Annotated in this window: 29 protein-coding genes; 22 read left to right on the top strand and 7 right to left on the bottom strand. The window is 69.6% G+C overall.

Annotated features, from left to right (window positions below):
- Positions 1-26 precede the first annotated feature (26 nt).
- From ACFPN1_RS11715 to aqpZ, 9 genes are all read left to right on the top strand, one after another.
- Positions 27-641 (top strand): GNAT family N-acetyltransferase, encoded by a 615-nt coding sequence (locus ACFPN1_RS11715; RefSeq protein WP_386755179.1) that lies wholly within the window; start codon positions 27-29, stop codon positions 639-641.
- An 80-nt stretch (positions 642-721) separates the two neighbouring features.
- On the top strand, positions 722-994 hold the full coding sequence (locus tag ACFPN1_RS11710; RefSeq protein ID WP_386755178.1) for a DUF4242 domain-containing protein: 273 nt from the start codon (positions 722-724) through the stop codon (positions 992-994).
- 135 nt (positions 995-1,129) lie between these two features.
- Entirely contained in the window at positions 1,130-4,720 is a 3,591-nt protein-coding gene (gene mfd, locus ACFPN1_RS11705; protein WP_386755177.1) for a transcription-repair coupling factor, read from the top strand.
- An 83-nt stretch (positions 4,721-4,803) separates the two neighbouring features.
- Entirely contained in the window at positions 4,804-5,322 is a 519-nt protein-coding gene (locus ACFPN1_RS11700; protein ID WP_386755175.1) for a histidine phosphatase family protein, read from the top strand.
- Positions 5,322-6,008: a deoxyribonuclease V gene (gene nfi, locus ACFPN1_RS11695; RefSeq protein WP_386755174.1), complete on the top strand. Its 687-nt coding sequence runs from the start codon at positions 5,322-5,324 to the stop codon at positions 6,006-6,008. The genes ACFPN1_RS11700 and nfi overlap by 1 nt, the downstream gene beginning before the upstream one ends.
- 79 nt (positions 6,009-6,087) lie before the next feature.
- On the top strand, positions 6,088-6,477 hold the full coding sequence (locus ACFPN1_RS11690; RefSeq protein WP_386755172.1) for a hypothetical protein: 390 nt from the start codon (positions 6,088-6,090) through the stop codon (positions 6,475-6,477).
- Complete coding sequence (locus tag ACFPN1_RS11685) at positions 6,474-7,334, top strand: pirin family protein (protein WP_386755171.1); 861 nt, start codon at positions 6,474-6,476, stop codon at positions 7,332-7,334. Before ACFPN1_RS11690 ends, ACFPN1_RS11685 begins: the two co-directional genes overlap by 4 nt.
- Before the next feature lie 215 nt (positions 7,335-7,549).
- Entirely contained in the window at positions 7,550-7,990 is a 441-nt protein-coding gene (locus ACFPN1_RS11680) for a hypothetical protein (protein WP_386755170.1), read from the top strand.
- Between the two features lie 109 nt (positions 7,991-8,099).
- Complete coding sequence (gene aqpZ, locus ACFPN1_RS11675; RefSeq protein WP_386755169.1) at positions 8,100-8,810, top strand: aquaporin Z; 711 nt, start codon at positions 8,100-8,102, stop codon at positions 8,808-8,810.
- 90 nt (positions 8,811-8,900) lie between these two features.
- On the opposite strand, the gene ACFPN1_RS11670 is transcribed toward aqpZ, so the two are convergent.
- The 4 genes from ACFPN1_RS11670 to ACFPN1_RS11655 all read right to left on the bottom strand — a co-directional run bounded on the left by ACFPN1_RS11670 (position 8,901) and on the right by ACFPN1_RS11655 (position 13,356).
- Positions 8,901-9,761 (bottom strand): pirin family protein, encoded by an 861-nt coding sequence (locus ACFPN1_RS11670; RefSeq protein WP_386755168.1) that lies wholly within the window; start codon positions 9,759-9,761, stop codon positions 8,901-8,903.
- A 91-nt stretch (positions 9,762-9,852) separates the two neighbouring features.
- Complete coding sequence (locus ACFPN1_RS11665; protein WP_386755167.1) at positions 9,853-10,458, bottom strand: class I SAM-dependent methyltransferase; 606 nt, start codon at positions 10,456-10,458, stop codon at positions 9,853-9,855.
- Positions 10,455-12,617, bottom strand: a complete 2,163-nt coding sequence (rlmKL, locus tag ACFPN1_RS11660; protein WP_386755165.1) for a bifunctional 23S rRNA (guanine(2069)-N(7))-methyltransferase RlmK/23S rRNA (guanine(2445)-N(2))-methyltransferase RlmL — start codon at positions 12,615-12,617, stop codon at positions 10,455-10,457. Before rlmKL ends, ACFPN1_RS11665 begins: the two co-directional genes overlap by 4 nt.
- A gap of 235 nt (positions 12,618-12,852) precedes the next feature.
- Positions 12,853-13,356 (bottom strand): MOSC domain-containing protein, encoded by a 504-nt coding sequence (locus ACFPN1_RS11655; RefSeq protein WP_386755164.1) that lies wholly within the window; start codon positions 13,354-13,356, stop codon positions 12,853-12,855.
- 51 nt (positions 13,357-13,407) lie between these two features.
- On the opposite strand from ACFPN1_RS11655, the gene ACFPN1_RS11650 reads away from it, so the two are divergent.
- The 5 genes from ACFPN1_RS11650 (at position 13,408) to ACFPN1_RS11630 (ending at position 17,236) form a co-directional block, all read left to right on the top strand.
- A complete protein-coding gene (locus ACFPN1_RS11650; protein ID WP_386755163.1) occupies positions 13,408-13,980 on the top strand; it encodes an N-acetylmuramoyl-L-alanine amidase in 573 nt (190 codons plus the stop codon).
- A 107-nt stretch (positions 13,981-14,087) separates the two neighbouring features.
- On the top strand, positions 14,088-14,531 hold the full coding sequence (locus tag ACFPN1_RS11645) for a GNAT family N-acetyltransferase (protein WP_386755161.1): 444 nt from the start codon (positions 14,088-14,090) through the stop codon (positions 14,529-14,531).
- Positions 14,532-14,599: 68 nt separating this feature from the next.
- Entirely contained in the window at positions 14,600-15,517 is a 918-nt protein-coding gene (gene tesB / locus ACFPN1_RS11640; protein ID WP_386755160.1) for an acyl-CoA thioesterase II, read from the top strand.
- Positions 15,518-15,521: 4 nt separating this feature from the next.
- Positions 15,522-16,373, top strand: a complete 852-nt coding sequence (locus ACFPN1_RS11635; RefSeq protein WP_386755159.1) for a putative signal transducing protein — start codon at positions 15,522-15,524, stop codon at positions 16,371-16,373.
- A 92-nt stretch (positions 16,374-16,465) separates the two neighbouring features.
- A complete protein-coding gene (locus tag ACFPN1_RS11630; RefSeq protein ID WP_386755157.1) occupies positions 16,466-17,236 on the top strand; it encodes an arginyltransferase in 771 nt (256 codons plus the stop codon).
- A 13-nt stretch (positions 17,237-17,249) separates the two neighbouring features.
- On the opposite strand, the gene ACFPN1_RS11625 is transcribed toward ACFPN1_RS11630, so the two are convergent.
- The 3 genes from ACFPN1_RS11625 to purT are packed head-to-tail and all read right to left on the bottom strand — an operon-like array spanning position 17,250 to position 19,295.
- Positions 17,250-17,630 carry a VOC family protein gene (locus tag ACFPN1_RS11625; protein WP_386755259.1) on the bottom strand — a complete coding sequence of 127 codons (381 nt, stop codon included), beginning with the start codon at positions 17,628-17,630 and terminating at the stop codon, positions 17,250-17,252.
- Between the two features lie 31 nt (positions 17,631-17,661).
- Positions 17,662-18,057: a hypothetical protein gene (locus tag ACFPN1_RS11620; protein WP_386755156.1), complete on the bottom strand. Its 396-nt coding sequence runs from the start codon at positions 18,055-18,057 to the stop codon at positions 17,662-17,664.
- Positions 18,058-18,095: 38 nt separating this feature from the next.
- Complete coding sequence (purT, locus tag ACFPN1_RS11615) at positions 18,096-19,295, bottom strand: formate-dependent phosphoribosylglycinamide formyltransferase (protein ID WP_386755155.1); 1,200 nt, start codon at positions 19,293-19,295, stop codon at positions 18,096-18,098.
- A 91-nt stretch (positions 19,296-19,386) separates the two neighbouring features.
- Between purT and ACFPN1_RS11610 the strand changes: the two genes are divergently transcribed.
- The 8 genes from ACFPN1_RS11610 (at position 19,387) to ACFPN1_RS11575 (ending at position 25,151) form a co-directional block, all read left to right on the top strand.
- Positions 19,387-20,295 (top strand): hypothetical protein, encoded by a 909-nt coding sequence (locus tag ACFPN1_RS11610; RefSeq protein WP_386755154.1) that lies wholly within the window; start codon positions 19,387-19,389, stop codon positions 20,293-20,295.
- Positions 20,296-20,799: 504 nt separating this feature from the next.
- Positions 20,800-21,663, top strand: coding sequence for an SPFH domain-containing protein (locus tag ACFPN1_RS11605; protein WP_386755153.1), 864 nt, complete (start codon positions 20,800-20,802; stop codon positions 21,661-21,663).
- Positions 21,664-21,722: 59 nt separating this feature from the next.
- Positions 21,723-21,890 (top strand): hypothetical protein, encoded by a 168-nt coding sequence (locus tag ACFPN1_RS11600; RefSeq protein WP_386755152.1) that lies wholly within the window; start codon positions 21,723-21,725, stop codon positions 21,888-21,890.
- A gap of 28 nt (positions 21,891-21,918) precedes the next feature.
- A complete protein-coding gene (locus tag ACFPN1_RS11595) occupies positions 21,919-22,107 on the top strand; it encodes a type II toxin-antitoxin system antitoxin (protein WP_386755151.1) in 189 nt (62 codons plus the stop codon).
- A 47-nt stretch (positions 22,108-22,154) separates the two neighbouring features.
- Entirely contained in the window at positions 22,155-23,477 is a 1,323-nt protein-coding gene (locus tag ACFPN1_RS11590; protein ID WP_386755150.1) for an alpha/beta hydrolase, read from the top strand.
- Between the two features lie 9 nt (positions 23,478-23,486).
- The gene (locus ACFPN1_RS11585) at positions 23,487-24,035 is read left to right on the top strand and encodes a PH domain-containing protein (protein WP_386755149.1); all 549 of its coding nucleotides are present in this window, start codon (positions 23,487-23,489) and stop codon (positions 24,033-24,035) included.
- A 32-nt stretch (positions 24,036-24,067) separates the two neighbouring features.
- Positions 24,068-24,253 carry a hypothetical protein gene (locus tag ACFPN1_RS11580; protein ID WP_386755148.1) on the top strand — a complete coding sequence of 62 codons (186 nt, stop codon included), beginning with the start codon at positions 24,068-24,070 and terminating at the stop codon, positions 24,251-24,253.
- 97 nt (positions 24,254-24,350) lie between these two features.
- Entirely contained in the window at positions 24,351-25,151 is an 801-nt protein-coding gene (locus ACFPN1_RS11575; protein ID WP_386755258.1) for a M15 family metallopeptidase, read from the top strand.
- Positions 25,152-26,035 lie beyond the last annotated feature (884 nt).

Below are 26,035 nucleotides of genomic sequence, written 5' to 3'. Positions count from 1 at the left end.
ACGGGCAGTGTGCCAATATCGGCACCATGACAGGAGCATCCCCCACGCGCGAGCGCCTCCCGCCCTGGCATGAACGCCTGACGCTGTCCAACGGAAGGCAGGTGCTGATTCGCCCCGTTCGCCCCGAAGACGGCGAGCCGCTACGCGTCGGCTTCGGCCTGCTCGAGCCCGACGAAATCCGCCAGCGTTTCCTGCACGCGGTGCGCGAGCTCTCCCCGGAAACCGCCGAACGCCTCACCCACGTCAATCCGCGCACCGAGTTCGCGCTGGTGGTCGCCGAACCGCTGCCGCCGGGCGAAGCGCTGATCGGTGCGGTGGCGCGCGTCGCCATCGACGACAACGGCCGCGATGCCGAATTCGCCATCCTGGTCAGCCGCTACATCAAGCAGATGGGCCTTGGCCGTTATCTGATGACGCGGCTGGTGAAGTGGGCGAAGGGCAAGAAGCTGCACCGCCTCTATGGCGACGTGCTCGAGAACAACGGGCCGATGCTGTCGCTGGCGCAGTCGCTGGGCTTCCAGCGCGAATTCGTCCAGGACTCGCCCGGCCTGGTGCGCGTATCGCTGGAGCTGAAGCCGCGCAACCAGAGCCGGCCGCCCTCCGACCAGCGGTCGTCCGTCCAGCCGCACCACGGACGTTAGTCACCTCGAGGGAGTTGCGCGGCTGCGGCCGCGTGCGTGTGCCGCGTTGCGCGGCGTCGCATCCAGCCAGAGGTGATTCCATGCCCCGGTACGTCATCGAACGCGACATCCCCGGCGCCGGCTCGCTGTCCGCCAGCGAACTGCGCGCGATCTCGCAGAAGTCGTGCAGCGTGCTCGACGCGCTCGGTCCGCAGGTGCAGTGGGTGCACAGCTATGTCACCGGCGACAAGGTGTACTGCGTGTACATCGCGCCCAATGAGGACCTGATCCGCGAGCATGCGCGGCAGGGCGGCTTCCCGGCCGACCGCATCTCCGAGGTGAAATCCGTCATCGACCCGGTGACCGCGGAATAGCAGCGGAACGCTGCACGCCACATCGCGTAACGGTCCGGTCCGCCACCCCGGGGTAAACTGCGCGCCCTTGCCGCGCTGGGCGCCCTGAACCGCGTCCGGCGCTGCCGTTGTTTTGCGCCGCGCCGAACGCTGTTCATGACCGATCCGACTTCCGTCTTCCCCGCCCCCCCGCTCCCGAAAGCCGGCCAGCAACGCGCCTGGTGGCGCGCGCCCGCCTCGTCGTCCGCGCTCGCCTTCCACATCGCCTCGGCGGCGATGGCGCATGCGGGCCCGATCCTCGCAGTCGCGCGCGACAACCACGGCGCGAACCAGCTCGAATCCGACCTGCGCACGCTGCTGGGTCACGACGACGCCTTGCCGGTGCTGCCGTTCCCGGATTGGGAAACCCTGCCCTACGACCAGTTCAGTCCGCACCCGGACATCGTCTCGCAACGCCTGGCCGCGCTGCACCGGCTGCCGACGCTCAGGCGCGGCATCGTGGTGGTGCCGGTGCAGACCCTGCTGCAGCGCCTTGCGCCGCTCCGGCATGTGGTGGGCGGCAGCTTCGACGTGCGCGTGGGCCAGCGACTGGATCTCGACGCGGAGAAGCGGCGTCTGGAAAGCGCCGGCTACCGGCACGTGCCGCAGGTGCTCGATCCGGGCGATTTCGCGGTGCGCGGCGGGCTGCTCGACGTGTATCCGATGGGCGCCGATTCGCCCTTCCGCGTCGAACTGCTCGACGACGAGATCGAGACCATCCGCGTGTTCGATCCGGAATCGCAGCGCTCGCTCGATCGCATCGACGCCGTGCACCTGCTGCCGGGCCGCGAGTTGCCGCTGGACGAGGCCTCGCTCAAGCGCGCGCTCGACACCCTGCGCGACCGCTTCGACGTCGACACGCGCCGCAGCGCGTTGTACCAGGATTTGAAGGCGGGCCTGGCGCCGGCGGGCGTCGAGTACTACCTGCCGCTGTTCTTCGATCGCACCGCGACGCTGTTCGATTACCTCGCCGACGATGCGCTGCCGGTCATCGCCGACGGCGCATTCGAAGCCTCCGAACAGTTCTGGAAGCAGACCGCCGATCGCTACGAACAGCGTCGCCACGACATCGAGCGGCCGCTGCTGCCGCCGGCGGAGTTGTATCTCGCTCCTGATGCCTTGCGCGAACGGCTCAACGCCGGAGCCCGCATCGAGGTCTGCGGCGACGCGCATCCGCAGCGCGAACGCGCGATCGCGCTCGGCGACCAGCCGGCGCCTGCGTTGCCGGTGGCGGCGAAGGATGCACAACCGGCTGAAGCACTGAAGTCGTTCCTGCGCAGTTACCCGGGACGCGTGCTGATCGCCGCGGATTCGCCAGGCCGGCGCGAAGCGCTGCTGGAACTGCTGCAGGCCGCGGATCTGCGGCCGGACGTGCTGCCGGACTGGTCGGCGTTTGCCTTTCCTTCTCCCGCCGGGAGAACGTGGCGCGAAGCGCCGGATGAGGGTACGGCGGAGCCGGCGCAGGTTGAACCGCCATCGCTTCGCCGCACCCTCACCCCAACCCCTGTCCCGGCGGAAGAAGGGCTAAGCCGCTTCGCGATCGCGGTGGCCCCGCTCGAAGACGGCTTCGCCCTCACCGAACCCGCGCTCGTCGTCCTCACCGAGCGCCAGCTCTTCCCCGAGCGCGCCGCCCAACCGCGCCGGCGCAAGCGTGCCGGACGCGAGCCCGAAGCGATCATCCGCGACCTCGGCGAACTCACCGAAGGCGCGCCGATCGTGCACGAGGATCACGGCGTGGGTCGCTACCGTGGGCTGATCACGCTGGAAGCCGGCGGCATGCCCGGCGAATACCTCGAGATCGAATACGCCAAGGGCGACCGCCTGTACGTGCCGGTCGCGCAGCTGCACCTGATCAGCCGCTATTCCGGCGCATCGGCGGAAACCGCGCCGCTGCATTCGCTCGGCGGCGAAGCCTGGACCAAGGCCAAGCGCAAGGCCGCCGAGAAGGTACGCGATGTCGCCGCCGAACTGCTGGAGATCCAGGCCAAGCGCCAGGCGCGCGCCGGCCTCGCCCTCGACGTCGATCGCGCGATGTACGAACCGTTCGCGGCGGCGTTCCCGTTCGAGGAAACGCCCGACCAGCACGCCGCGATCGAAGCGGTGATCCGCGATCTCGCCAGCTCGCAGCCGATGGACCGCGTGGTCTGCGGCGACGTCGGTTTCGGCAAGACCGAAGTCGCGGTGCGCGCGGCGTTCGTTGCGGCCACTGCCGGCAAGCAGGTCGCGGTGCTGGTGCCGACCACGCTGCTGGCCGAGCAGCATTACCGCAATTTCCGCGACCGTTTCGCCGACTGGCCGATCAGGGTCGAGGTGCTGTCGCGCTTCAAGACCAAGAAGGAAATCGAAGCCGAGCTGCAGAAGGTGTCCGAGGGCAAGATCGACGTCATCGTCGGCACCCATCGCCTGCTGCAGGGCGACGTGCGCTTCAAGGATCTCGGCCTGGTCATCGTCGACGAGGAGCAGCGCTTCGGCGTGCGCCAGAAGGAGGCGCTCAAGGCGCTGCGCGCCAACGTCCACCTGGTGACGCTCACCGCCACGCCGATTCCGCGCACGCTCAACATGGCGATGGCGGGGCTGCGCGACCTGTCGATCATCGCCACGCCGCCGGCGCACCGCCTCGCCGTGCAGACCTTCGTCGTGCCGTGGGACGACGCGCAGCTGCGCGAGGCCTTCCAGCGCGAACTGGCGCGCGGCGGCCAGGTGTACTTCCTCAACAACGACGTCGAGCAGATGGGAAAGATGCAGAAGCAGCTGGGGGAACTCGTTCCCGAGGCGCGCATCGGCATCGCCCACGGCCAGATGCCCGAGCGCGAACTGGAACGGGTGATGCTCGACTTCCACAAGCAGCGCTTCAACGTGTTGCTGGCCTCGACCATCATCGAGTCGGGCATCGACATCCCCAACGCCAACACCATCATCATCCATCGCGCCGACCGCTTCGGCCTGGCGCAGCTGCACCAGCTGCGCGGACGCGTCGGTCGTTCGCATCATCGTGCCTACGCCTACCTCGTCGTGCCTGACCGCAAGGCGATCACCGAGGACGCGCGCAAGCGCCTGGATGCGATCGCGGCGATGGACGAACTCGGCGCCGGCTTCACCCTCGCCACGCACGACCTGGAGATCCGCGGCGCCGGCGAACTGCTCGGCGAGGACCAGAGCGGGCAGATGGCGGAAGTCGGCTTCAGCCTCTACACCGAATTGCTGGAACGGGCGGTGCGGTCGATCCGCCAGGGCAAGCTGCCCGACGTCGACGCGCACGAGGCGCGCGGTGCGGAAGTGGAACTGCACGTGCCTGCGCTCATCCCCGACGACTACCTGCCCGACGTGCACACGCGCCTGACCCTGTACAAGCGCATCAGCGGCGCGCGCGACATCGAGGAACTGCGCGAACTGCAGGTGGAGATGATCGACCGCTTCGGCCTGCTGCCGGATCCGGCGAAGCATCTGTTCACCATCGCCGAACTCAAGCTGCAATCCACCGCGCTGGGCATCCGCAAGCTCGACCTGGGCGACAAGGGCGGGCGCCTGCAATTCGTCGAGCGCCCCTCGGTGGACCCGATGGCGGTGATCAAGCTCATCCAGGGTCAGCCCAAGCTCTACCAGATGGATGGACCGGACAAGCTGCGGGTGAAGCTGGAGTTGCCCGATGCCGCCGCGCGCGTCGCCGCGGCACGCGGCCTGCTCACGATGCTGGATCGCGCGGCATGATGCGCGGCCCTACCGTCGCAGGATCCCTCACCACCATGCCTGCCGCCGCTTTCGAAAACACGAACAGGACTACCGGACCCCGCATGCCCCGCCTCATCGGACAACTGCTGTTGACCACACTGCTGGCGATGCTGGCCGGCGGTTGCGCCACACGTACCGCTGCCACCGATCGCCTGGAGTTCGTGGTGGTGCGTCACGCCGAAAAGGCGGACGACGGCAGCCGCGATCCACCGCTGTCCGCTGCGGGCGAGGTGCGTGCGCGCGCCCTGGCCGCGGCGCTCGACCACGCGCCGCTGCGGGCCGCGTACGCCACCGCCTACCGACGCACGCAGGCGACCGCCGCACCGGCCGCACGCGCGCATGGCGTGGCGGTCGCCACATACGACGCGAACCGTGCTGCCGCCGATTTCGTCGCGCAACTGCGCCGCGAACACCGCGACGGCACCGTGCTCGTGGTCGGCCACAGCAACACCGTGCCAGCCATCGCCGCCGCGCTGTGCGACTGCCAGGTGGCGGCGATGGGCGACGACGAGTTCGACCGGCTGCTCACCATCACGATCGATGCCGACGGCCACGCCACGCTGCACGAGGGACGCTACTGATGGCCGCCGATCCGCTGCCGCCTGGCTGGAGCAAATGGAATGGCGATGCCGAGGCGCTGCGCGCATTTCAGGAGGAACTGGCGGCGCGGGTGATCGTCAAGGACGCGTATCCCAGGCCGCTGCGCACGGTCGCCGGCTTCGACGTCGCCTTCGACGAAAACGACGCGACCGCGCACGCCGCCGCCGTGCTGCTCGATGCCACCACGCTGGACGTGCTGGAAACGCACGTCGTGCACGCGCCCGTGCGCATGCCCTACGTGTCCGGACTGCTGGGCTTCCGCGAATTGCCGGCGCTGCTCGAAGTCCTGGCGGCGCTGTCCGTGCGGCCCGACCTCGCCTTCGTCGATGGCCACGGCATCGCGCATCCGCGCCGGCTCGGCCTGGCGGCGCACTTCGGCGTCGCCACCGACCTGCCCACGATCGGGGTCGCCTCCCGGATCCTGATCGGCGAAAGCACGACCGCCCTGCACGACATGCGCGGCGCCTTCACCACGCTGCGCGACGAAGGCCGGCACATCGGCTGGCTGCTGCGCAGCAAGCCGGGCGAGTCGCCGCTGGTCGTTTCGCCCGGCCACCGCGTGGCGATGGCGACCGCGCCGGAGATGACGATGCGCTTCGTCACCACGCATCGCCTGCCCGAACCGACGCGCCTGGCCGGGAACATCGCCGCGGCCCGCAACGGATAGACCGGACCGTTGCGCAGCGGCGGCCATCCCGCGCAGGGCGCGGTGCTAGCCTTGCCGCACCCCAGCGACAGGAGTGGCCATGGTCCGCAGGTTCCGCGTTGCCGCACTCGTCGCCGTCGGCGCGCTGTGCGCGTGTGCCACGGGCGGCGCCGTGCCGGGACAGGAGTTCGCGATGACGCCGGGGCAGCGCATCGCGTTGCCGGATACATCGTCGCTGCATTACCTCGGCATCGCCAACGATTCGCGCTGCCCGCCGAAGGTGCAATGCATCCGCGCCGGCGATGCCGACGTGCAGTTCGATCGCGCCGTCGCCGGCCAGGCCGGCGTGTCGCGACTGAGCTTGAACACCGAACGCATGCGCTCGGTCACCCTCGATGTGTGGCGCCTGCAGCTGGTCGACCTCGATCCGGGCACGAAGCCGCGGGTCGTCCTGCGCCTCGATGCCGTCACCGGAGCATCCACGCCATGAGCCTGATCATTGCGCCGCGCGTCCATGACCTGGGCGGTTTCCAGGTGCGTCGCGCCGTTCCCTCTCTGCAGGCGCGCTCGGTGGGGCCGTTCGTGTTCGTCGATCACATGGGACCGGCGACGTTCGATGCCGGGCGTGGCGTCGACGTGCGTCCGCATCCGCACATCGGGCTGGCGACGGTGACCTTCCTCTGGTCGGGCCGCATCACCCACCGCGACACGCTGGGCAGCGTGCAGGACATCGAACCCGGCGACGTCAACTGGATGACCGCCGGACGCGGCATCGCGCATTCCGAACGCACGCCGCCGGCGATGCGCGAGCAGCCGCATCCGCTGCACGGCCTGCAGACGTGGGTGGCGCTGCCGCGCGGCGTCGAGGAAACCGAACCCGCCTTCTTCCACCACGCCGCGGCGACGCTGCCGCAGCAACGCCGCGACGGCGCGTGGTTGCGCGTGGTTGCCGGACGCGCCTACGGCGAGGAGTCGCCGGTGCGTGTGTATGCCGACACGCTGTACGTTGCCATCGATCTCGACGCCGGGGCGGAGCTCGCGCTCGACGACAGCCACGCACAGCGCGCGCTGTATGTCCTGGAAGGCGACGCGCAACTCGATGGCGTCGACATTCCCGCGCAACACCTGGTGCTGCTCGATCCCGGCACCCGGCCGCGCCTGCGTGCGAAAACGCCGCTCCGGGCGATGCTGCTTGGCGGCGAGCCCCTGGATGGCCCACGCCACATGTGGTGGAACTTCGTGTCCAGCTCGAAGGAACGCATAGAACAGGCCAAGCTGGACTGGATCGAGGGCCGGTTTGGCGCAATCGCGGGCGAGACCGAGTTCATCCCGCTGCCGGATCGTTAGGCGCCGCCTTCATCCCCACGCGCAAGTCATTGACCCCAAAAGGAACGGTTGCTACCGAAACAGTTGCCGGCGAGACCGCCGCCGGATTCAGCGAAGTGAAACGCCGGAATTTGTCAAGCCCCCAAAACAGCGCTATGGTCGGTCCAGGGGTGGGAGTTCACCGCCCCTTAACAGATCGCAATACCGCACAGCAATACCGCACAGGGGGACACGCGATGAACAAGCCTCTTTGGCTACTGCCGCTGCTGCTGCCGCTCGCCGGCGCCGCTTCGGCCCAGGACGCGGGCGGCTGCCCGTACCTCGCTGCCGACACCGGACTGACCTGGGAACACCGCAGCACCGCGGACTCCGACTTCTGCCGCGCGCTGCGCGCCGACGGCAGCGAAGCGTTCGGCCTGACCATCGCGAAGGATTCGCCGTTCAAGCCCAAGGGGGGCAACCGCGCCGAGCACGTCAACATCGATGGCCGCGATGTCACCTGGTACCGCACCGAAATCGCCGGGACCGATATCCAGGCGCGCGAGACCGTGGTGGAGCTGCCGGACGGCCGGGTCGCCTACATGTGGGTGCAGGCGCAGACGCCGGAGCAACTGAGCCAGGTCCTGCAGCAGACGCAGTCGATGAAGTTCGGCGCCACGCGCCTCAGCAGCAACTGACGATCGGGTACGCAGGCGGCGCCGGCGGGAAGACCGCCGGCGCCGCCTTTCTTTTTGCGGCGTAGCATCGGCCGCGGACCGGTCCATCCCGGACCGGGGGAGCAGGCTCATGCTGAAACGACTGGGCGCCGAATTCGTCGGCACGTTCTGGCTGGTGTTGGGTGGCTGCGGCAGCGCGGTACTCGCGGCGAAGTTCGGCGGCGACGGCAATCCGCTCGGCATCGGCCTGCTGGGCGTATCGCTCGCCTTCGGCCTGACGGTGCTCACCGGTGTGTATGCGCTGGGCCATATCTCCGGCGGCCATTTCAATCCCGCGGTGAGCCTGGGCCTCTGGGCGGGCGCACGCTTCCCCGCGCGCGAGTTGCTGCCGTACATCCTGGCGCAGCTGGCCGGCGCGATCGTGGCCGGCTTCATTCTCATGCAGATCGCCAGCGGTGGCGGCACGTTCGCGATCGATCCGAACGCCGCCGGCGTGTTCGCCAGCAACGGCTACGGCGCGATGTCGCCCGGCGGTTACAGCGTCGCGGCGGCCTTCCTGTGCGAAGTGGTGATGACCACGATGTTCCTGGTGGTGATCCTGGGCGCGACCAGCGCCCGCGCACCGGCGGGCTTCGCGCCGATCGCGATCGGCCTGGCGCTCACCCTGATCCACCTCATCAGCATTCCGGTGACGAACACGTCGGTGAATCCGGCCCGTTCCACCGGCGTCGCCCTGTTCGCCGGCCCGGTCGCGCTTTCGCAGTTGTGGCTGTTCTGGCTGGCGCCGATCCTCGGCGGGCTGATGGGCGGCTACCTGCACCGGATGCTCGAGCGCGATTGAGCATCGCGGATGCGACCAAGGCCGCGTGATCAACGCGGCCTTCGTCGTTTCGCATCGCTGTTGTCGAAGCGTGCCGCACAGGCACCTGCCTCAGAAGCGCCCTTCCTGGTAATCCACGAAGGCCTGCATGAGCTCCTGCTTCGTGTTCATGACGAAGGGGCCGTAACGCGCCACCGGTTCGCGCAACGGCCGGCCCGCCACCAGGATCAGGCGCGCGCCGGCGCCGTGCGCGGTCGCCTTGAACACGTCGCCGCCACCGAGCACCGCCATCTCGTGCGTCGCCAGGCGCCGCGCGTCTTCGCCATCGCCGATGCTCGCCTCGCCTTCGAAGACGTACGCGAAAGCGCTGTGCCCCGGCGGCAGCGCGTATTCCCACACGCCGTGCGGATCGAGCGCGACGTCCAGGTACAGCGGATCCGTCGCCGGTTGCGAGATCGGTCCGCGCGCGCCGTCGACTTCCCCGGCGATCACCTTCACGCTGACGCCATCGCGCGGTCGCACCACCGGCATCCGCTCGGCCGGGAATTCCTGGTAACGCGGCGGCGTCATCTTCTCCTTCGCCGGCAGGTTGACCCACAACTGGAAGCCGCGCATGCGGCCTGCCTGCTGCTCGGGCATTTCCGAATGCACCAGGCCGCGGCCCGCGGTCATCCACTGCACCGCGCCCGGCGTCAGCAGGCCTTCGTTGCCGTGGTTGTCGCGATGGCGCATGCGGCCGTCGAGCATGTAGGTCACCGTCTCGAAGCCGCGATGCGGATGCTCGGGGAAGCCGGCGAGGTAGTCTTCCGGCTTGTCGGTGCCGAACTCGTCGAGCAGCAGGAACGGATCGAGTTCGGACAGCTGCGGCCCGCCGATGACGCGGGTGAGGCGCACGCCGGCGCCGTCGGACGTCGCCTGTCCGCGCAGGGTGCGCACGGCGCGGGCGTAGGAGGAAGAAGCCGGGGTGTTCATGCGGAAGCATTCCTGTGGGCTGCGGCCAAGATGGCGCCGGCCCGGCGACAGCGAAGTGACGCCGCGGCGAAGCAACGTTCCGGCAGCGGCTTCAATGCGCCGCGGATGCGCGCGCGTGACGCGAGTACACGTACACCGTGGCGGGCGGGACGTTGCGCAGGACGAAGTCGCCGCGATGCACCTTCAGGTCCAGCTCCCGCGCCACCGCGTCCGCCACCGGTGCGGCCGGCCCGTAGGTGAACTGGATGAAGACGCCGTCCGCGCGCAGGCAGCCGAAAGCGGCGGCGAGGATTTCCTGCTGCAGCGAGGGCGGCATCGTGAGCAGACCGAGTCCCGACACGACCGCATCGGCGGGTCCCTCCTCGAGGAAGCCGCAGGCACCCGCCAGTTCCGGCAGCGAGCGTGCGTCGCCGAGCACGACGTGCACGCCGGGAAAACGCGCATGCAGATGCGCATGCAGTTCCTCGTTGAGCTCCAGCACGAGCAGCTGCGAAGCGTGGATGCCGGCCGCAAGCAATTCGCGGGTGATCGCACCGGTGCCGCCTCCCAGCTCGATGACGCGGCGCGTGTCTTCTGGCAGCTCGGCGATCATCGCGTAGGCCAGTTCGGAGCTGGACGGCACCACCGCAGCGGTGCGCAACGGGTTCTTCAACCATTGCCAGAAGAACTTCCAGACGCCCGGACGCGCTCGCTTCATCGACTCGCGTTCCGTGTCAGCCGCCAGCAACGGTGGATGCGCGCATCGCGCCCGAAGTCGGGCGGCAGGGTTTCGCGCGTGATTTCCACGCAGTGCGCGAATTGTGCCACCGCGGCCTCGTCGAGGCGGAAGCGGCGGAAGTTGTTGGAGAAATACAGCGCGCCCTCGCGCGACAGCCGCGCCACCGCGGCACGCAGCAAGGCGACATGCGCCGCCTGCACGTCGAAGTCGTCGGCACGCTTGGAATTGGAGAAGGTCGGTGGGTCGCAGAAGATCAGGTCGTACTCCCCCTCGTCGTGCGACAGCCATTCCATCGCATCGGCCTGCACCAGCCGGTGCTTCGCGCCGCCGACGCCGTTCTCGCGCAGGTTGTCGGCGCACCACTGCAGGTAGGTGGCGGAAAGATCGACCGTGGTGGTGGCGCGCGCGCCGCCCAGCGCCGCGTGCACGGTGGCTGCGCCGGTGTAGGCGAAGAGGTTGAGGAACCGCGCGTCGCGGGCCTCGTCGGCGATGCGCAGGCGCATCGGGCGATGGTCGAGGAACAGGCCGGTGTCGAGGTAATCGAACAGGTTGACGCGCAGGCGCGCGCGGCCTTCACGAACGACCACGAATTCGCCGCGCGTGTCGAACTGGCCGTACTTGCTGCCGCCCTTGCCGCGGGCCCGCGTCTTCAGTGCGATGCGTTCGCGCGGCACGCCGAACACCTCGCGCGCGGCGGCCAATGCCTCGTTGAGCCGACGCCGCTGCACGTCCTGCGGAATTTCGGCCGGCGCGGCGTATTCCTGCACGTGCAGGAAGGTGCGCGAGGGCGATTCGTCGGTCTCGTAGACGTCGATGGCCGCGGCGTATTCGGGGATGTCGGCGTCGTAGGCGCGGAAGCAATGCACGCCTTCGCGCTCGCGCCAGCTCTTGAGCTTGCGCAGGTTCTTGCGCAGGCGGTTGGCGACCATCTGCGCGCCTTCGGACAGTTCGCGCGGCGCCGCATCCTCCGCGCGTTCGCGCTGCGGTGGCGCGATGGGATCGACCACGATCAGCGTGCATTCGATCGCGCCGTTGAAGACCTGGTACTTCTTCGCCGCGCGCAGGCCGGTGGCGTAGGCGAGATCGGCATCGCCGCACAGCAGGCTCGCGCGCCACTGCGGCACCGCGCGCTTCAGCGCGTCGCCGAGCGCGCGGTAGAGCGCGGGATCGGCGGCGAGGCGGGCGTCGTAGGGCGGGTTGCAGGCGACGAGGCCGCGTTCCGGCTGGCCCTCGGCGGCGGCGAGTGCGCGCACGTCCTCGACCTTCCACTCGATCGCTTCGGCGACGCCGGCGGCTTCCGCGTTCTCCCGCGCCGCCCGTACCGCATGCGGATCGATGTCGCGACCCTGGAACACCGGCCGCAGCGCCGTGCGGCCCTTCGCCTCGCGTTCGATCGCCTCCACGCGCAGCTGCTTCCAGGCATCCGTGTCGAATCCGAGCCACCCGGTCGGCATGAAACCGCCATGCCGCTGCAACCCCGGCGCGACATCGGCCGCCATCAGCGCGGCCTCGATCACCAGCGTGCCGCTGCCGCACATCGGATCCAGCAATGCGCCGCCCTCCGCATACATGCGCGACCAGTTGCCCCGCATCAGCACGGCGGCGGCAAGGTTTTCCTTCAGCGGCGCATCGCCCTGGATGCGGCGCCAGCCGCGGCGGTGCAGCGGGCCGCCGCCGAGATCGACCGACAGCACCGCCCGGCCCTTGCGCACGACGAGGTTGAGACGCAGGTCCGGCGATTCGACATCCACGTCCGGCCGCGCGCCGGTGCGCGCGCGCATCACGTCGACCACCGCGTCCTTCACCCGCTGCGCCGCGTAGCGCGCGTGGGTGAGCGCCTCGCCCGACACGTGCGCATCGACCGCGAGCGTATGACCGGGAGCGAGGTGCCGCGGCCAGTCGATGCGGCTCGCGCCTTCGTACAACGCGTGTTCGTCGGGGCAATCGAATTCCGCCAGCGGCCACAACACCCGACTGGCCAGGCGCGACCACAGCACGGCGCGCTGCGCATCGGCCAGCGAGCCTTCGGCATTCGCGCCGGCGACGGTGGCGGTGGCGCGCGCGCAGCCCAGCGCGACAAGTTCGTCGGCGAGCAGGTATTCCAGACCCTTGCCGCAGCTGGCGAAGAAGCGGCTCACGCGATCGTTCCGGCAGGGGCGCCCGGGGGCGCGGTGTGTTTGGTCATTGGTGATGGTCGCGCCCGTGGGGCGCTCCTACAGGGAGTGGAGGAATTGGGCGAAGGCGGTGGCGGCCAACGCCGTGACCCTGGTCGCGTCCGGGCCGCTTTCGAAACCGTGGCAGAGGAAGCAGTGTCCGGGCATGAAGAGGTTTGCGAGGAAAAGAAAGTGCGCGATGCCGCGCGACGCGATCGCGTCAGCTCAGCACGACCACCGCATCGCCGAGCCGGAACATCCCGCCTTCGACGATCCGCGCGCACAGCCCGCCATGGCTGCGCATCGCATTGAAGCCGCCCGGTCCCAGCGCGCGCTCCATGTTCGAACACGGATCGCATTCGCCGGTGCCTTCGAGCACCACCTCGCCGATGCGGAAGCGCCGTTCCTTGAGCGCGAGCAACGGCAGTCCCGACACCACGACGTTCCGCCGCAACAACGACGGCGCCACGTCCGCATGGCCCGACAGCGCCGCGATCACCGGCAGGTGCTCGGCCTGGATCAGGGTGACGCCGCGCTTGCCGCTGCCGTTGGCCAGCGCATAGCGGTCGCCGACGAGGCCCTTGCCCGCAACTGCCTGCGCTTCGCCGACCGCGCGCATCGCCTCGCCGCGCGCGGGACGCAATCCGATCCACTCCACGCGACCGGGCCGTGGCAGCGTCGCCATCAGCTTGCCGAGTTCGGAATCCGCCGGCGGCAGGGTCATGGGGCGCCCGTCGAAACGAGTGGAACAGGGGCGAATGCTAGCATCCGGCGCATGTTGACCACCCCGCCGCCGCTGCCGATCACCGTCGATCTCCTGCCCTACGAGGCCCGCCTGGACGCGCGTGCGCTGGCGCAGATCGACCTGGTGGTGATCCATTGCACCGAACTGCCGGACCTGGCGACGGCGCGCGCCTTCGGCGAACGCGAACTCTATGCCTCGGGCACCGGCAACTGCGGCCACTACTACATCGACCGCGACGGCAGCGTCGTGCAGTACGTGTCGCTGCAGCGCATCGCCCACCACGTGCGCGGCTACAACGTGCGCGCGATCGGCATCGAACTGGTGAATACCGGCCGCTATCCGCACTGGCACGATTCGCGCCATCAGGCGATGGACGAGCCCTACACCGAGGCGCAGATCGCCGCACTGATCGCGCTGCTGCGCCGGTTGCAGGCCGAAGTACCGTCGCTGCGCCTGATCGCGGGCCACGAAGACCTGGACACCACGACCGAAGCCGCATCGGACGATCCCGCCGTGCAGGTGCCACGCAAGCGCGATCCCGGACCGCTGTTCCCCTGGCCGCGCGTGCTGGAAGCGGTGACCCTGCAACGGCTGCTTCCGTAAACCTCGCAACACCGCGACACGACAAGCCGGATCATTGCGCGCGCGCCCGCGTTCCGCGAACGTGCACGCCGCACGCCGTTGCCGCCCTTCGTCCACGGACTCACGCTATGCAGATCGCACCGCTCGCTGCCGACGACCGCGCCCAGTGGGAAGCGCTCGCGCGCGGCTACAAGGACTTCTACGCCACCGCGACCAGCGACGCCGAATACGCGCTGGCCTGGCAGCGCCTGCTCGCGCAGGACGGCGTGTACGGCCTGGGCGCGAAGATCGATGGCGAACTGGTCGGCATCGCCCATTACCTGTTCCACACCTCGACCTGGTTCCGCACGACGTGTTACCTGCAGGACCTGTTCACGGCGCCGGCCGCGCGCGGTCGCGGCGTCGCCCGCGCGCTGATCGAAGCCGTCGCCGAGGCTGCCCGCGCGCAGGGCGCCACGCGCTACTACTGGCTGACCCAGGACAGCAACGCCACGGCACGCGCGCTGTACGACAAGGTTGCGCTGAACAAGGGCTTCATCCGCTACGACTTTCCGCTGCATCCCGGCGGCTGAGCGCGCCGCGGCGGGGGCGCCCGGGCACGCCCCGTATACTTGCGGCCTTCCGCCGGAGTCCGCCGCCCATGACCTCCCCCGTTTCCGAGCTCATCGAGCTGCTGTCGCTCGAACGCCTGGAGGACAACCTGTTCCGCGGCCAGAGCCGCGACATCGGCACCAAGTACGTGTTCGGCGGGCAGGTGCTGGGGCAGGCGCTGTCGGCGGCGCAGGCGACGATGGACTCGGCGAGCGCGCCACGCAACGCGCATTCGCTGCACGCCTACTTCCTGCGCGCGGGCAACATCGAGGCGCCGATCGTCTACGTCGTCGACCGCACGCGCGATGGCGGCAGCTTCTCGGTGCGCCGCGTAACCGCGATCCAGCACGGCCAGCCGATCCTGTTCCTCGCCGCCTCGTTCCAGAAGGACGAGGACAGCGCCGAGCACCAGCTGTCGATGCCGGAAGTGCCCAAGCCCGAGGACATCGAACCCGCGCCCGCGCTCGCGCCGGAAGTGCTCGCCACGCTGCCGACCAAGGTGCAGCGCTGGGTGTCGCGGCAGGGCCCGTTCGAATTCCGCCACGTGTATCCGCGCGACGAACTCAATCCGCCCAAGCGCCCGCCCTACCAGCATGTCTGGTTCCGGCTGTCGGAGAAGGTCGGCGACGCGCCCGAACTGCACCGCGCGCTGCTCGCGTACTGCTCCGACTTCCACCTGCTGGGCACGGCCACGTTCCCGCACGGCATCAGCTATTACCACCCCAACGTGCAGATGGCCTCGCTCGATCACGCGATGTGGTTCCACCGTCCGTTCCGCGCGGACGACTGGCTGCTGTACTCGATCGACAGCCCCAGCGCGCAATCCTCGCGCGGGCTGGCGCGCGGCATGATCTACGACCGCGACGGCCGCCTGGTCGCGAGCACCGCGCAGGAAGGCCTGATCCGCGTCCTGCATCCCGAAGACCGGCCGGCCCGCGCCGTGCCGCAAGAACCGAAGACGAAGTAAGCCGATGCGCCAGGTATTCAGCAGTCTCCGCCTCGAGAACGTCGAATCGGTCGCGCAGCTCCTGCGCGATGCCGGGATCGAGGTGCGCATCAGCAACGGCCGCAGCTACAAGGGCAAGATGCGCAGCCGCGCCAGCTACAGCGACGATTCCGCGCCGAAACCGGCGGTGTGGGTCGTGCACTCCGAGGACCACACCCGCGCGCGCGAGATCCTGCGCGACAACGGCCTGCTCGAATCCACGCGCCCGAGCGACAGCTTCCTGCCGATGAGTTTCCACACCGAGGAAGCGCGCGACGCGAAGACGCCAGCGCAGAAGCGCGTGTTCCGCTTCAAGCTGGTCCTGCTCGGCGGCATGGCATTGATCATCGTGCTGGCGATGCTGCGCGGCTGCTACACGCCGCGGCAGGCGCCGGTGTCGAAGCCGGCCGCACCCGCCGTGTCCGATCGCGCCGCCCGCCAGGGCGGCACGCCCGAATCGCTGGCGCTGGTGGTGTTCGCGCGCGAAGTCCCGGCCGAGAAGATGGTGCTGTGCCTGTCCATCGACGATGCCGACGCTTCCGGCGCGATCGTCGCGGCGATGACCCAGCCCGGCCACGTGGTCGTGCCGATGTCGCAGTGCGTGCGCGAATACGACCCCGACCGCGGCAGCTACCAGGCCGCCACCGGCAAGCCCGCGCTGCTGGCGACGGTGCGTTCGTTCAAGCCGACCGGCCCGGACGCGGGGACGGTCGAGTTCGAGTCCTTCCATCACGGCCAGTACGCGCACTACAAGACGCTGGAAGTGAAGCGCGTCGACGGCGCCTGGCAGGTGGTGAAGGTCCTGCGCCACGTCGCCTCCTTCGGCATGACGGAATGAAGCCGCGCCGGCCCGGGCCGGCCGCGCCCGGGTAACGACGGGTTCACCCGGCGCACGCAGCCGGTTTCGCGCCACGGCGCTATGCTGCCGCCATGGGCACCGACCCCGGCCAGCATGCAGACGATTTCCGTCTGTTCCAGACCACCGAGCACCCCTGCGGTTACTGGCCCGATCGCGTCGCGCGCGACCTGGTGTTCGACCCGCGCGATCCGCGCATGGGGCAGTGGTATCCGCTGGCGCTGGGCTGGGGCTTCCGTCGTTCCGGCGACATCGTCTACCGCCCGCACTGCGCGCAATGCCGCGCCTGCGTGGCGGTGCGCGTGCCGGTCGCGCGCTTCCGCCCCGACCGCAGCCAGCGCCGCTGCCTGGCGCGCAACGCCAACGTGGACATGCGCGTGCGGCCGGCCGAGCGCACCGCCGAACAGCTCGCGCTGTACCGCCGTTACCTGAAGGCGCGGCACGCCGGCGGCGGCATGGACGACCACGGCGCAACCGAGTTCGACCAGTTCCTGGTCGGCAGCTGGAGCGAGGGCCGCTTCATCGAACTGCGCGAGCATGCCGAGCACGGCAGCGGTCGCCTGCTCGCTGTCGCGGTGACCGACGTGATCGATTCGGCGGTCTCGGCGGTCTACACCTTCTACGAACCCGAACTCGCCGACCGCGGCCTGGGCACGCTGGCCATCCTCCGGCAGATCGAGTGGGCGCGCAGCACCGGCCGCACGCACGTGTACCTGGGCTACTGGATCGCCGGCCACCGCAAGATGGACTACAAGCGCCGCTTCCGCCCGCTGGAAGGCTTCGACGGACGCGAATGGCGCGAACTCGCGTTCGACGACGCGGGCGACGCCGCTTCCGGTGCGTGACGCCTGAAGCGATTCAGTCGTAGTTGGACACTTCGATCAGGTTGCCGTCCGGATCGCGGAAATACAGCGAGCGGATCGGCCCCGTCGCACCGGTGCGCGCCACCGGCCCTTCGATCACGTCGACGCCGCAGGCGCGCAGATGGCGCCGCACTACATCCAGCGGCGTCGCCGCGATCAGGCACAGGTCGGCCGTACCGGGCAGCGCGTGCGCCGCCTTCGGTTCGAACTCGTGGCCGTGCGCGTGCAGGTTGATCTTCTGCATGCCGAACGCGAGCGCCCTGCGGCCGGCGCCGAACGTCACCACCTGCATGCCGAGGACGCGGGCGTAGAACGCGCACGTCGCCTCGATGTCGCGCACCGTCAGGACCAGGTGGTCGAGGCGGTCGACGACGATCATCGCGAATGCGCAACCGCGCCAGGCGCCTTCACGGCTTGGGCGGGGTCTGCGTGGGCGCGTCGCCCGTGTCGGCGGGCACGGATTGCGGCGCGGATTGCGCCGGTGCGCCGGCCGGTCCCACCGGCGGCAGGGCCTGCGCCGGCGCGGCGGGATAACGCGGCTGGAAACCGAACTGCTCGTCGCCATGCGCGGACACGATCATCCGCACCATCGAGCCGGGCACCATCAGTTCGATCTGCACCGTCTTGCCGTCCGGCGTCTGTCCGGCCAGCGTCATCTCGATCAACGCACCGCCCGTGTCGACCTCGCGGCAGAGGATGTGCTGGTTCTCGCCCTCGCCAAGCAGGTAGGGCTTGATGGGATTGCCCAGCGCCTCGAGCGCCTGCGGGTGGAAGAAGACGAAATAGCCGTGTGCATCGTTCATGGGCGCGCTCCGGTTCGTGGGTCCTGTCTGTCGCGCGCTCAGCGCAACCCGATCTGCAATGCCGCTGCGGCGGTGCGCGCACGCTCGCGCGCGGTGTCGATGTCGCCGGCGAGCGCCAGGGTCACCGCGACGCGGCGATGGCCCTCCACGCGCGGCTTGCCGAACAGCCGCAGTTGCGTGTCGGCCTGCGCCAGCGCCGCATCGACGCCGTCGAACACCGGCACGCCGTGGCCCTGCGCCAGCACCGCGCAGGAAGCCGCGGGCCCGTTCTGGCGGATCGCCGGAATGGGCAGGCCGAGGATCGCGCGCGCATGCAGGGCGAATTCGCTCAGATCCTGCGAGGCCAGCGTAACCAGGCCGGTGTCGTGCGGGCGTGGCGAGACTTCGCTGAACCAGACCTCGTCGCCCTGCACGAACAACTCGACGCCGAACACGCCCCAGCCGCCGAGTTCGTCGGTGATCGCCTTCGCGATCTGCTGCGAGCGTTCCAGCGCCTTCGCCGACATCGGCTGCGGCTGCCAGCTCTCGCGGTAGTCGCCGTCGCGCTGCAGGTGTCCGATCGGATCGCAGAAGCTGGTGCCGTCGCGGTGGCGCACGGTCAGCAGGGTGATCTCGTAATCGAAATGGATGAAGCCTTCGACGATCACGCGTCCGGCGCCGGCACGGCCGCCGGTCTGCGCGTAATCCCACGCGGCATCGATGTCCGCTTCGGTGCGCACCAGCGACTGACCCTTGCCCGACGAGGACATCACCGGCTTGACCACGCACGGCAGGCCGATGGCCTGTACCGCTGCACGATAGTCGTCGAGCGTGTCGACGAAGCGGTAGGCCGACGTCGGCAGCCCCAGCGTCTCCGCAGCGAGGCGGCGGATGCCTTCGCGGTCCATGGTCAGGCGCGCCGCGCGCGCGGTCGGGATCACGCGTGTATGGGTGCCTTGCGTGGCGAATTCCTGCTCCAGTTCCACGAGCGTCTGCGTGTGGATCGCCTCGATCTCCGGCACGATCAGGTGCGGGCGTTCCTGCGCGACCAGCGCGCGGATCGCGGCGCCATCGAGCATGTCGAGCACATGGCTGCGATGCGCGACCTGCATCGCCGGCGCATTCGCGTAGCGGTCGGCGGCGATGACTTCCACGCCGAAGCGCTGCAGTTCGATCGCGACTTCCTTGCCCAGTTCGCCCGATCCGAGCAGGAGCACGCGGAAGGCGTGCGGAGACAGCGGCGTACCGAGCTGGGTCATGGCGATGCGGGGGCGCGTGGCGAAGGGGCCGCCATTTTAGCGGCCGGATCCCGTCGTGGCCGGATCGCGGAGCGCATGCGATGCTTCGGCCATGCCGCGCACCGTCATGTCCCTGCTGCTTGCCCTTGCCGTGCTCGGCACGGCGGCGTGTTCGCGCGACGAGACGCCCGCGCAGGCGGGCAGCGGTTCGCTGTCGGGCGTGCTGCTTGACTCGCAACTGGCCGAGGTCAGCGGGCTGGCGGCGTCGCGACGCCATCGCGGCGTGCTGTGGCTGCACGACGACGGCGGCAATCCGGCGCGACTGTTCGCGATCGGCACCGACGGCGATCGCCTGGCCACGCTGCGCATCGAGGGCGTGACCAAGACCGACTGGGAAGACATGGCGGCCTTCCGTCTCGACGGCCACGACTACCTGCTCATCGCGGACACCGGCGACAACGGCGGCCTGCGCCGCACGCTGCAGCTGCACGTGATCGAGGAACCCGCGCGACTGCAGAACGCGCGGCTGCGTCCGGCCTGGTCGATCGTGTTCCGCTGGCCCGACGGCGCGCGCGATTGCGAAGCGGTGGCGGTGGACGAACGCGCGGGCCAGGTGCTGCTGATCTCGAAGAAGCGGCGGCCGCCGGAAGTGTTTGTGCTGCCGCTGCGTCCGTCGCGCGGCATCCAGACCGCGCGCCCCATCGGCAGGCTCGCCGGCGTCCCGCAACCGACCGCGGCCGAACTGCGCGCGGATCCGAAACAGGCGCGCATCCTCAACCAGGTCACCGCGGCCGATATCTCGCCGGACGACCGCACGCTCGCGGTGATGACCTACCGCCACCTGCTGCTGTATCGACGCGGGCAAGGCCAGACCTGGACACAGGCGACCGCGGCGACGCCGAAGGTCAGCGCCCTGCCCTGGCTGCCGCAGGCCGAAGCGCTGGGCTGGTCGGCCGACGGCAAGGCGCTGTACGCGACCGGCGAATTCATCCCGGCGCCGCTGTACCGGATCGAGCCGTAGCCACCCCTTCTCCCCGCGGCAGCGGGGAGAAGGTGGCGCGAAGCGACGGATGAGGGGCGCTTTTCAGGCGCGGATGGTTAGGTCGACGCGGCGCCACGTCCCCTGACCCTGCGTTGCTTCGCGACACTGTCCCTCGCTCTGCCCCCGGCCCCTCGTCGCCGTTGATTCCCTTCTCCCCGCGGCAGCGGGGAGAAGGTGGCGCGAAGCGACGGATGAGGGGCGCTTTTCAGGCGCGGATGCCTCTCACCCTGCGTTGCCCGCAACGCTGTCCCTCGCTCTGCCCCCGGCCCTTGCGCGTAGCGCAAGGGCGTTCAGTCGGGCGTGCGCCAGTGGCGCACAAGCGCCCGCCTTCACCCGCAAGCAGGGCGAGGGGAAGCGGTCTGCGTACCGCGTTCCTTGCCCACCCGTTCCCGCTTCCCGGCCCCGGCACCCCGCCGTCCGTCGGCGGCCTCTTGTTTTGATATCAATTTGATATCAACCTATCTGCACCACAGGAGAGCCTCCATGAAAGAGAACCCGACCCAGTCCCTCCCCGGCATCCCCACCCTGCTGGCGATCATCGTCGCCTGGCTGCTGGCCGCCTGGCTGTTCATGACCGGCATCGCCTCGCAGGCCCCGGGCATGCTCGCCGCCGGCGCGGTGGTCGCGGTGCTCGCCTTCTTCTGCCTGTTCGGCCTGTACATGGTCGAGCCCAACCAGGCCGCGGTGCTGAGCCTGTTCGGCAAGTACGTGGGCACGGTCAAGGACAACGGCCTGCGCTGGAACAACCCCTTCTACGCCAAGCGCAAGGTCAGCCAGCGCGTGCGCAACTTCGAGAGCGGCAAGCTCAAGGTCAATGAGCTGGACGGCTCGCCGATCGAGATCGCGGCGGTGATCGTGTGGCAGGTCGTGGATTCGGCCGAAGCCGTCTACAACGTCGACGACTACGAGAGCTTCGTGCACATCCAGTCCGAATCGGCTCTGCGTGCGATGGCGACGAGCTATCCGTACGACCAGCACGAGGAAGGCCAGCTCGCGCTGCGCAGCCACGCCACCGAGATCAGCGCGCACCTGCAGCAGGAACTGTCCGATCGCCTCGCCGATGCAGGCGTGCAGGTGCTCGACGCACGCATCAGCCACCTCGCCTACGCGCCGGAAATCGCCCAGGCGATGCTGCAGCGGCAGCAGGCCAACGCGATCATCGCCGCGCGCACGCGCATCGTCGCCGGCGCCGTGGGCATGGTCGAGATGGCGCTGGCCGAGTTGCAGAAGAACGGCGTCGTGCACCTCGACGAGGAACGCAAGGCGCAGATGGTGAGCAACCTGCTGGTCGTGCTGTGCGGCGAGCGCGCCACCCAGCCGATCGTCAACGCCGGCACGCTGTACTGAACCATACCCCGGGCCGCGCGTCGCAAGGACGCGCCGGCCCGACACCAGGAGAGAACGTCATGAACAGCTTCCACGGCGCCGCCGTCCTGATCGCACTGCTGCCGGTCCTGCCGCTGGCCATGGTTCTGCGCCGCCGTTCCCGCGACCCGCGCGCGTTCCGCGGCGCGGCGGCGGTGTCGCTGGTCCTGCTCGTCTGCGGCATCGCCGCGGCCGTCGCCGGCGCCTGACGACAGCGCACAGGAGCCGCACGCGACGATGAGTGAGAAGAAGGCCTATCCGCTGCGCATCAGCGCCGACGTGCTCGCCGCGGCGCAACGCTGGGCCGACGACGAGTTGCGCAGCCTCAACGCGCAGATCGAGTACGTGCTGCGCGATGCGCTGCGCAAGGCCGGACGCCTCAAGGCGCCGGAGGCCGAGCCGCCCACGGAAGACGACGCGAAGTAACCCACCCCGCCTGTCCGGACTGTCCCGCTCCATCAGAAGGATTTGAAATGAAACGCATACTGCAACGCCTGTTTCCCGTGCTGTGCCTGCTCGTGGCCACCGGCGTGTCCGCCGCGAGTGCGCTCGCCATGGCGCAGGCGAAGGATCCCGTCGCCATCGCCACGCACCTGCTCGACGAGCTCGACGCTGGCCGCTTCGACGCGGCGGAAAGCGGATTCACCGAAACGATGCGCACGGCCGTGCCGGCCGCAAAGCTGAAAGCGGGATGGGAAGCGCTGCCGGCGCAGGCCGGTCCCGCGCAGGGCCGTGGCGTTGCGGTGGCACAGCCGCAGGGCCTGATGACGCTCGTCGTCGTACCGCTGCACTACGCGCGCATGGAAGTGGTGGCGAAGATCGCGATCGACGCGTCGGGGCAGATCGCGGGCTTCCTCATCCAGCCCGCGCCGCCGCCGTCGGCCCCGGTGCCCGCCGATGCCGCCTTCACCGAACGCGAAGTCGCGATCGGCGACGCCACCGCGACGCTGCCGGGCACGCTGGCCCTGCCCAGGGGCGCGGGCCCCTTCCCGGCCGTCGTGCTGGTGCACGGTTCCGGACCGCACGATCGCGACGAGACCATCGGCCCCAACCGGCCGTTCCTCGACCTGGCGCGCGGGCTGGCCGCTCAGGGCATCGCCGTGCTGCGCTACGAGAAGCGCACGCGCGCGCGTCCAGGCGACTACACCGCCACGCCGCTGACCATCGACAGCGAGACCACGCAGGATGCGGTGGCCGCGGTCGCACTGCTGCGCACGATCCGTGAGATCGACGGTAAGCGCATCTACGTGCTCGGCCACAGCCAGGGCGCGATGATGGCGCCGCGCATCGCCGCGCGCGCGCAGGCCGCGGGCCTCATCCTGCTGGCCGCGCCGTCGCGACCGCTGCTCGACATCCTGGTCGAACAGAACCGCCGCCTCGCGGCGATGGACGGCAGCGTCTCGCCCGAAGAATCCGCGTTCATCGACACGCTCGTGCAGCAGGCCGCGCGCATCCGCGCCGGCGAGGACGTGCCGCCACAGGACACGCCGATGGGACTGCCGGCCGCGTACTGGCGCGATCTCGACAGCGTGGATGCGGTCGCCGAAGCGAAGCCGCTGCATCAGCCGATGCTGTTCCTGCAGGGCGGACGCGACATCCAGGTGGTCGATGCCGACTGGCAGCGCTGGCAGGACGCGTTCGGCAGGGATGAGCGCGCCACGTTCCGCCGCTATCCCGCGTTGAACCACTTGGCGATCGCCGGCGAAGGCCCCGGTTCCCTCGCCGAATACCAGACGCCCGGGCACGTCGACACCGGACTGATCGGCGACGTGGCGCGCTGGGTCCTGTCGCGCTGAGTGCCGGCCATGCGCACGACTTCCTCCACTGACCACGGCCCCGCCGAATTCGCGGTGGCTCCCGTCGACGCGCGCCTGGTGTGGCTGTTGCCCGGCCTCGCCGCGGTGGGCGTGCTCATCGGCGCGCTCGTGCTCCTGCCGCGCGAGCCCCGCGTCTGGCCGATGCTGCCGGTGGCGTTCGCCGTGCTCGCCCTGGTTGCCGTGCTGGTGCGTCGGCGTCGCGTCAGCATCGTCGACGACACGCTGGTGGTGGTGGCCGGCTTGAACCGACATCGCATCGCGATCGCCGATCTGGACCTGGCGAGTGCGCGGGTGGTCGATCTGCGCGAACGTCGCGAATGGAGGCCGTGGATCAAGGTGTTCGGCACGCGCATGCCGGGCCTGAGCATGGGCCACTTCCGCCTGCGCGACCGCAGCCGCGCCTTCGTGCTGATGACGACGACGGCGCGCGTGCTGGTGCTCGACGAAAAAACTTCCGGGCGACGCCTGCTGCTGGGCCTGGCCAGACCGCAGGCCCTGCTCGATGCACTGCAGGCCCGGAGCCGCAACAGAACCTGAGGCGCGCCCCGTCGGCGCGCAAGGAGCGTGCGATGAAACCGTTCACTGCTACCGCGTGCGTATTGCTCGGCGTGATCGCCGTGCTGCAGCTCGTCCGTTTCGCGGCGGGCTGGGAGATCACGGTCGACGGCCACGTCGTTCCGGTGTGGGCCAGCGGCGTCGCCGCGCTCGTCGCGGGCACGCTGGCGGCAATGACCTGGCGCGAATCGCGGCGCTAGTGGCGCATCGCGGCGCCAGCGCGGTTCGACGCATCGCCGATCGCTGAATGCGGCACCCGGCATGGCGCCGCTGCACGCCGATCGCTACCCTGCGCGCATGCGCCCTGCCTCGCACCTGCTGGTCAACACCCCCGACATCGAGATCTGGCCCGGCGGTTTGCTGCGTGCGCGCAGCAACCACGATGCGCGCGCACTATCGCGTGCCCGGCACGTACTGCGACGCAAGCGCGACGGCCAGTACCTCGCCGCCGACCTGCCCGAAGGCCTGCTCGCGCTGGTGCCGCGGCTGCGGCGCGAGGACGGCATCGAAACCGCACTGTTCGTGCTGGAACGCCTCCGCGAACCGCAGCGTGCCGGCATCGACGCGATCGGCGAGCTGCCGCTCGACCGCCTGCAGGAACGCCTGCACGCGCTCGGCCTGGACGAAACCTACGCGCAGCGCACCGGCCTGCCGCTGGTGGCCGAGCCGACGATGCTCACCCTCGCCGGCTTCGACCGCTATCGCCGGCCGCTGTGGCTGGTGCCCGGCGCCGCGCGCGCCTGGCGTTCGATGCACGCGGCGGCGCTGCTCGACGACGTGGTACTGGAAGCGATCTCCGGTTACCGCAGCCACGACTACCAGCTGGGGATCTTCGAACGGAAGCGCGCGCGCGGACTCACGGTGGAAGAGATCCTCACCGTCAACGCCGCACCGGGCTACAGCGAGCACCATTCCGGCCGCGCGCTGGACATCGGCGCACCCGGCGAACCGCCGGCGGAAGAATCGTTCGAGAACACCGCGGCCTTCGCGTGGCTGCGCGACAACGCCCCGGCGTACGACTTCGCGATGAGCTATCCGCGCGACAACCCGCACGGCATCGTCTACGAACCGTGGCATTGGGCTTGGCGCGGCGCTTAGCCGATGCCCTATCGGCATCGGCTGCCGCGCCAAGCGCGTGGCCATGGATGGCCAGGCCGGACGATCCGAAGCCGATATCGTCGCGCCAGGGATGGCAACCGCTTCTTCTAACGAAGCAGAGCCCCATCGGCATCTGCTGCCGTGCCCTGCGCCCGGCCATGGATGGCCGGGCCGGACGATCCGAAGCCGATATCGTCGCGCCAGGGATGGCAACCACTTCGTCGAACGAAACCGAGCCGATGTCCTATCGGCATCGGCTGCCGCGTCAAGCGCGTGGCCATGGATGGCCAGGCCGGACGATCCGAAGCCGATATCGTCGCGCCAGGGATGGCAACCGCTTCTTCTAACGAAGCAGAGCCCTATCGGCATCTGCTGCCGTGCCCTGCGCCCGGCCATGGATGGCCGGGCCGGACGATCCGAAGCCGATGTCGTACCGCCAAGGATGGCAACCACTTCGTCGAAAGAAGCAGAGCCGATGCCCTATCGGCATCGGCTACCGCGCCAAGCGCGTGGCCATGGATGGCCAGGCCGGACGATCCGAAGCCGATATCGTCGCGCCAGGGATGGCAACCGCTTCTTCTAACGAAGCAGAGCCCTATCGGCATCGGCTACGGTGCCCTGCGCCCGGCCATGGATGGCCAGGCGGGACGATCCGAAGCCGATGTCGTACCGCCAAGGATGGCAACCACTTTGTCGAAAGAAGCAGAGCCGATGCCCTATCGGCATCGGCTGCCGCGCGGTTCGCTAAGTCGTACGCGGATGCCCCGGGTGGGCTGCGCTTACCCGGGCTACTTGCTGCGCTGGCCATGGATGCCAGGACGATCCGGAGCCAGTGTCTTAGCGCCAGAGTGGCAACCACTGCGTCGAACGAAGCAAGACAAAGT

It is taken from the genome of Lysobacter yangpyeongensis (assembly GCF_042655745.1).
In the GTDB taxonomy this organism is placed as follows: Bacteria; Pseudomonadota; Gammaproteobacteria; order Xanthomonadales; family Xanthomonadaceae; genus Agrilutibacter; species Agrilutibacter yangpyeongensis.
This window is presented reverse-complemented; position numbering and strand designations above follow the sequence as displayed.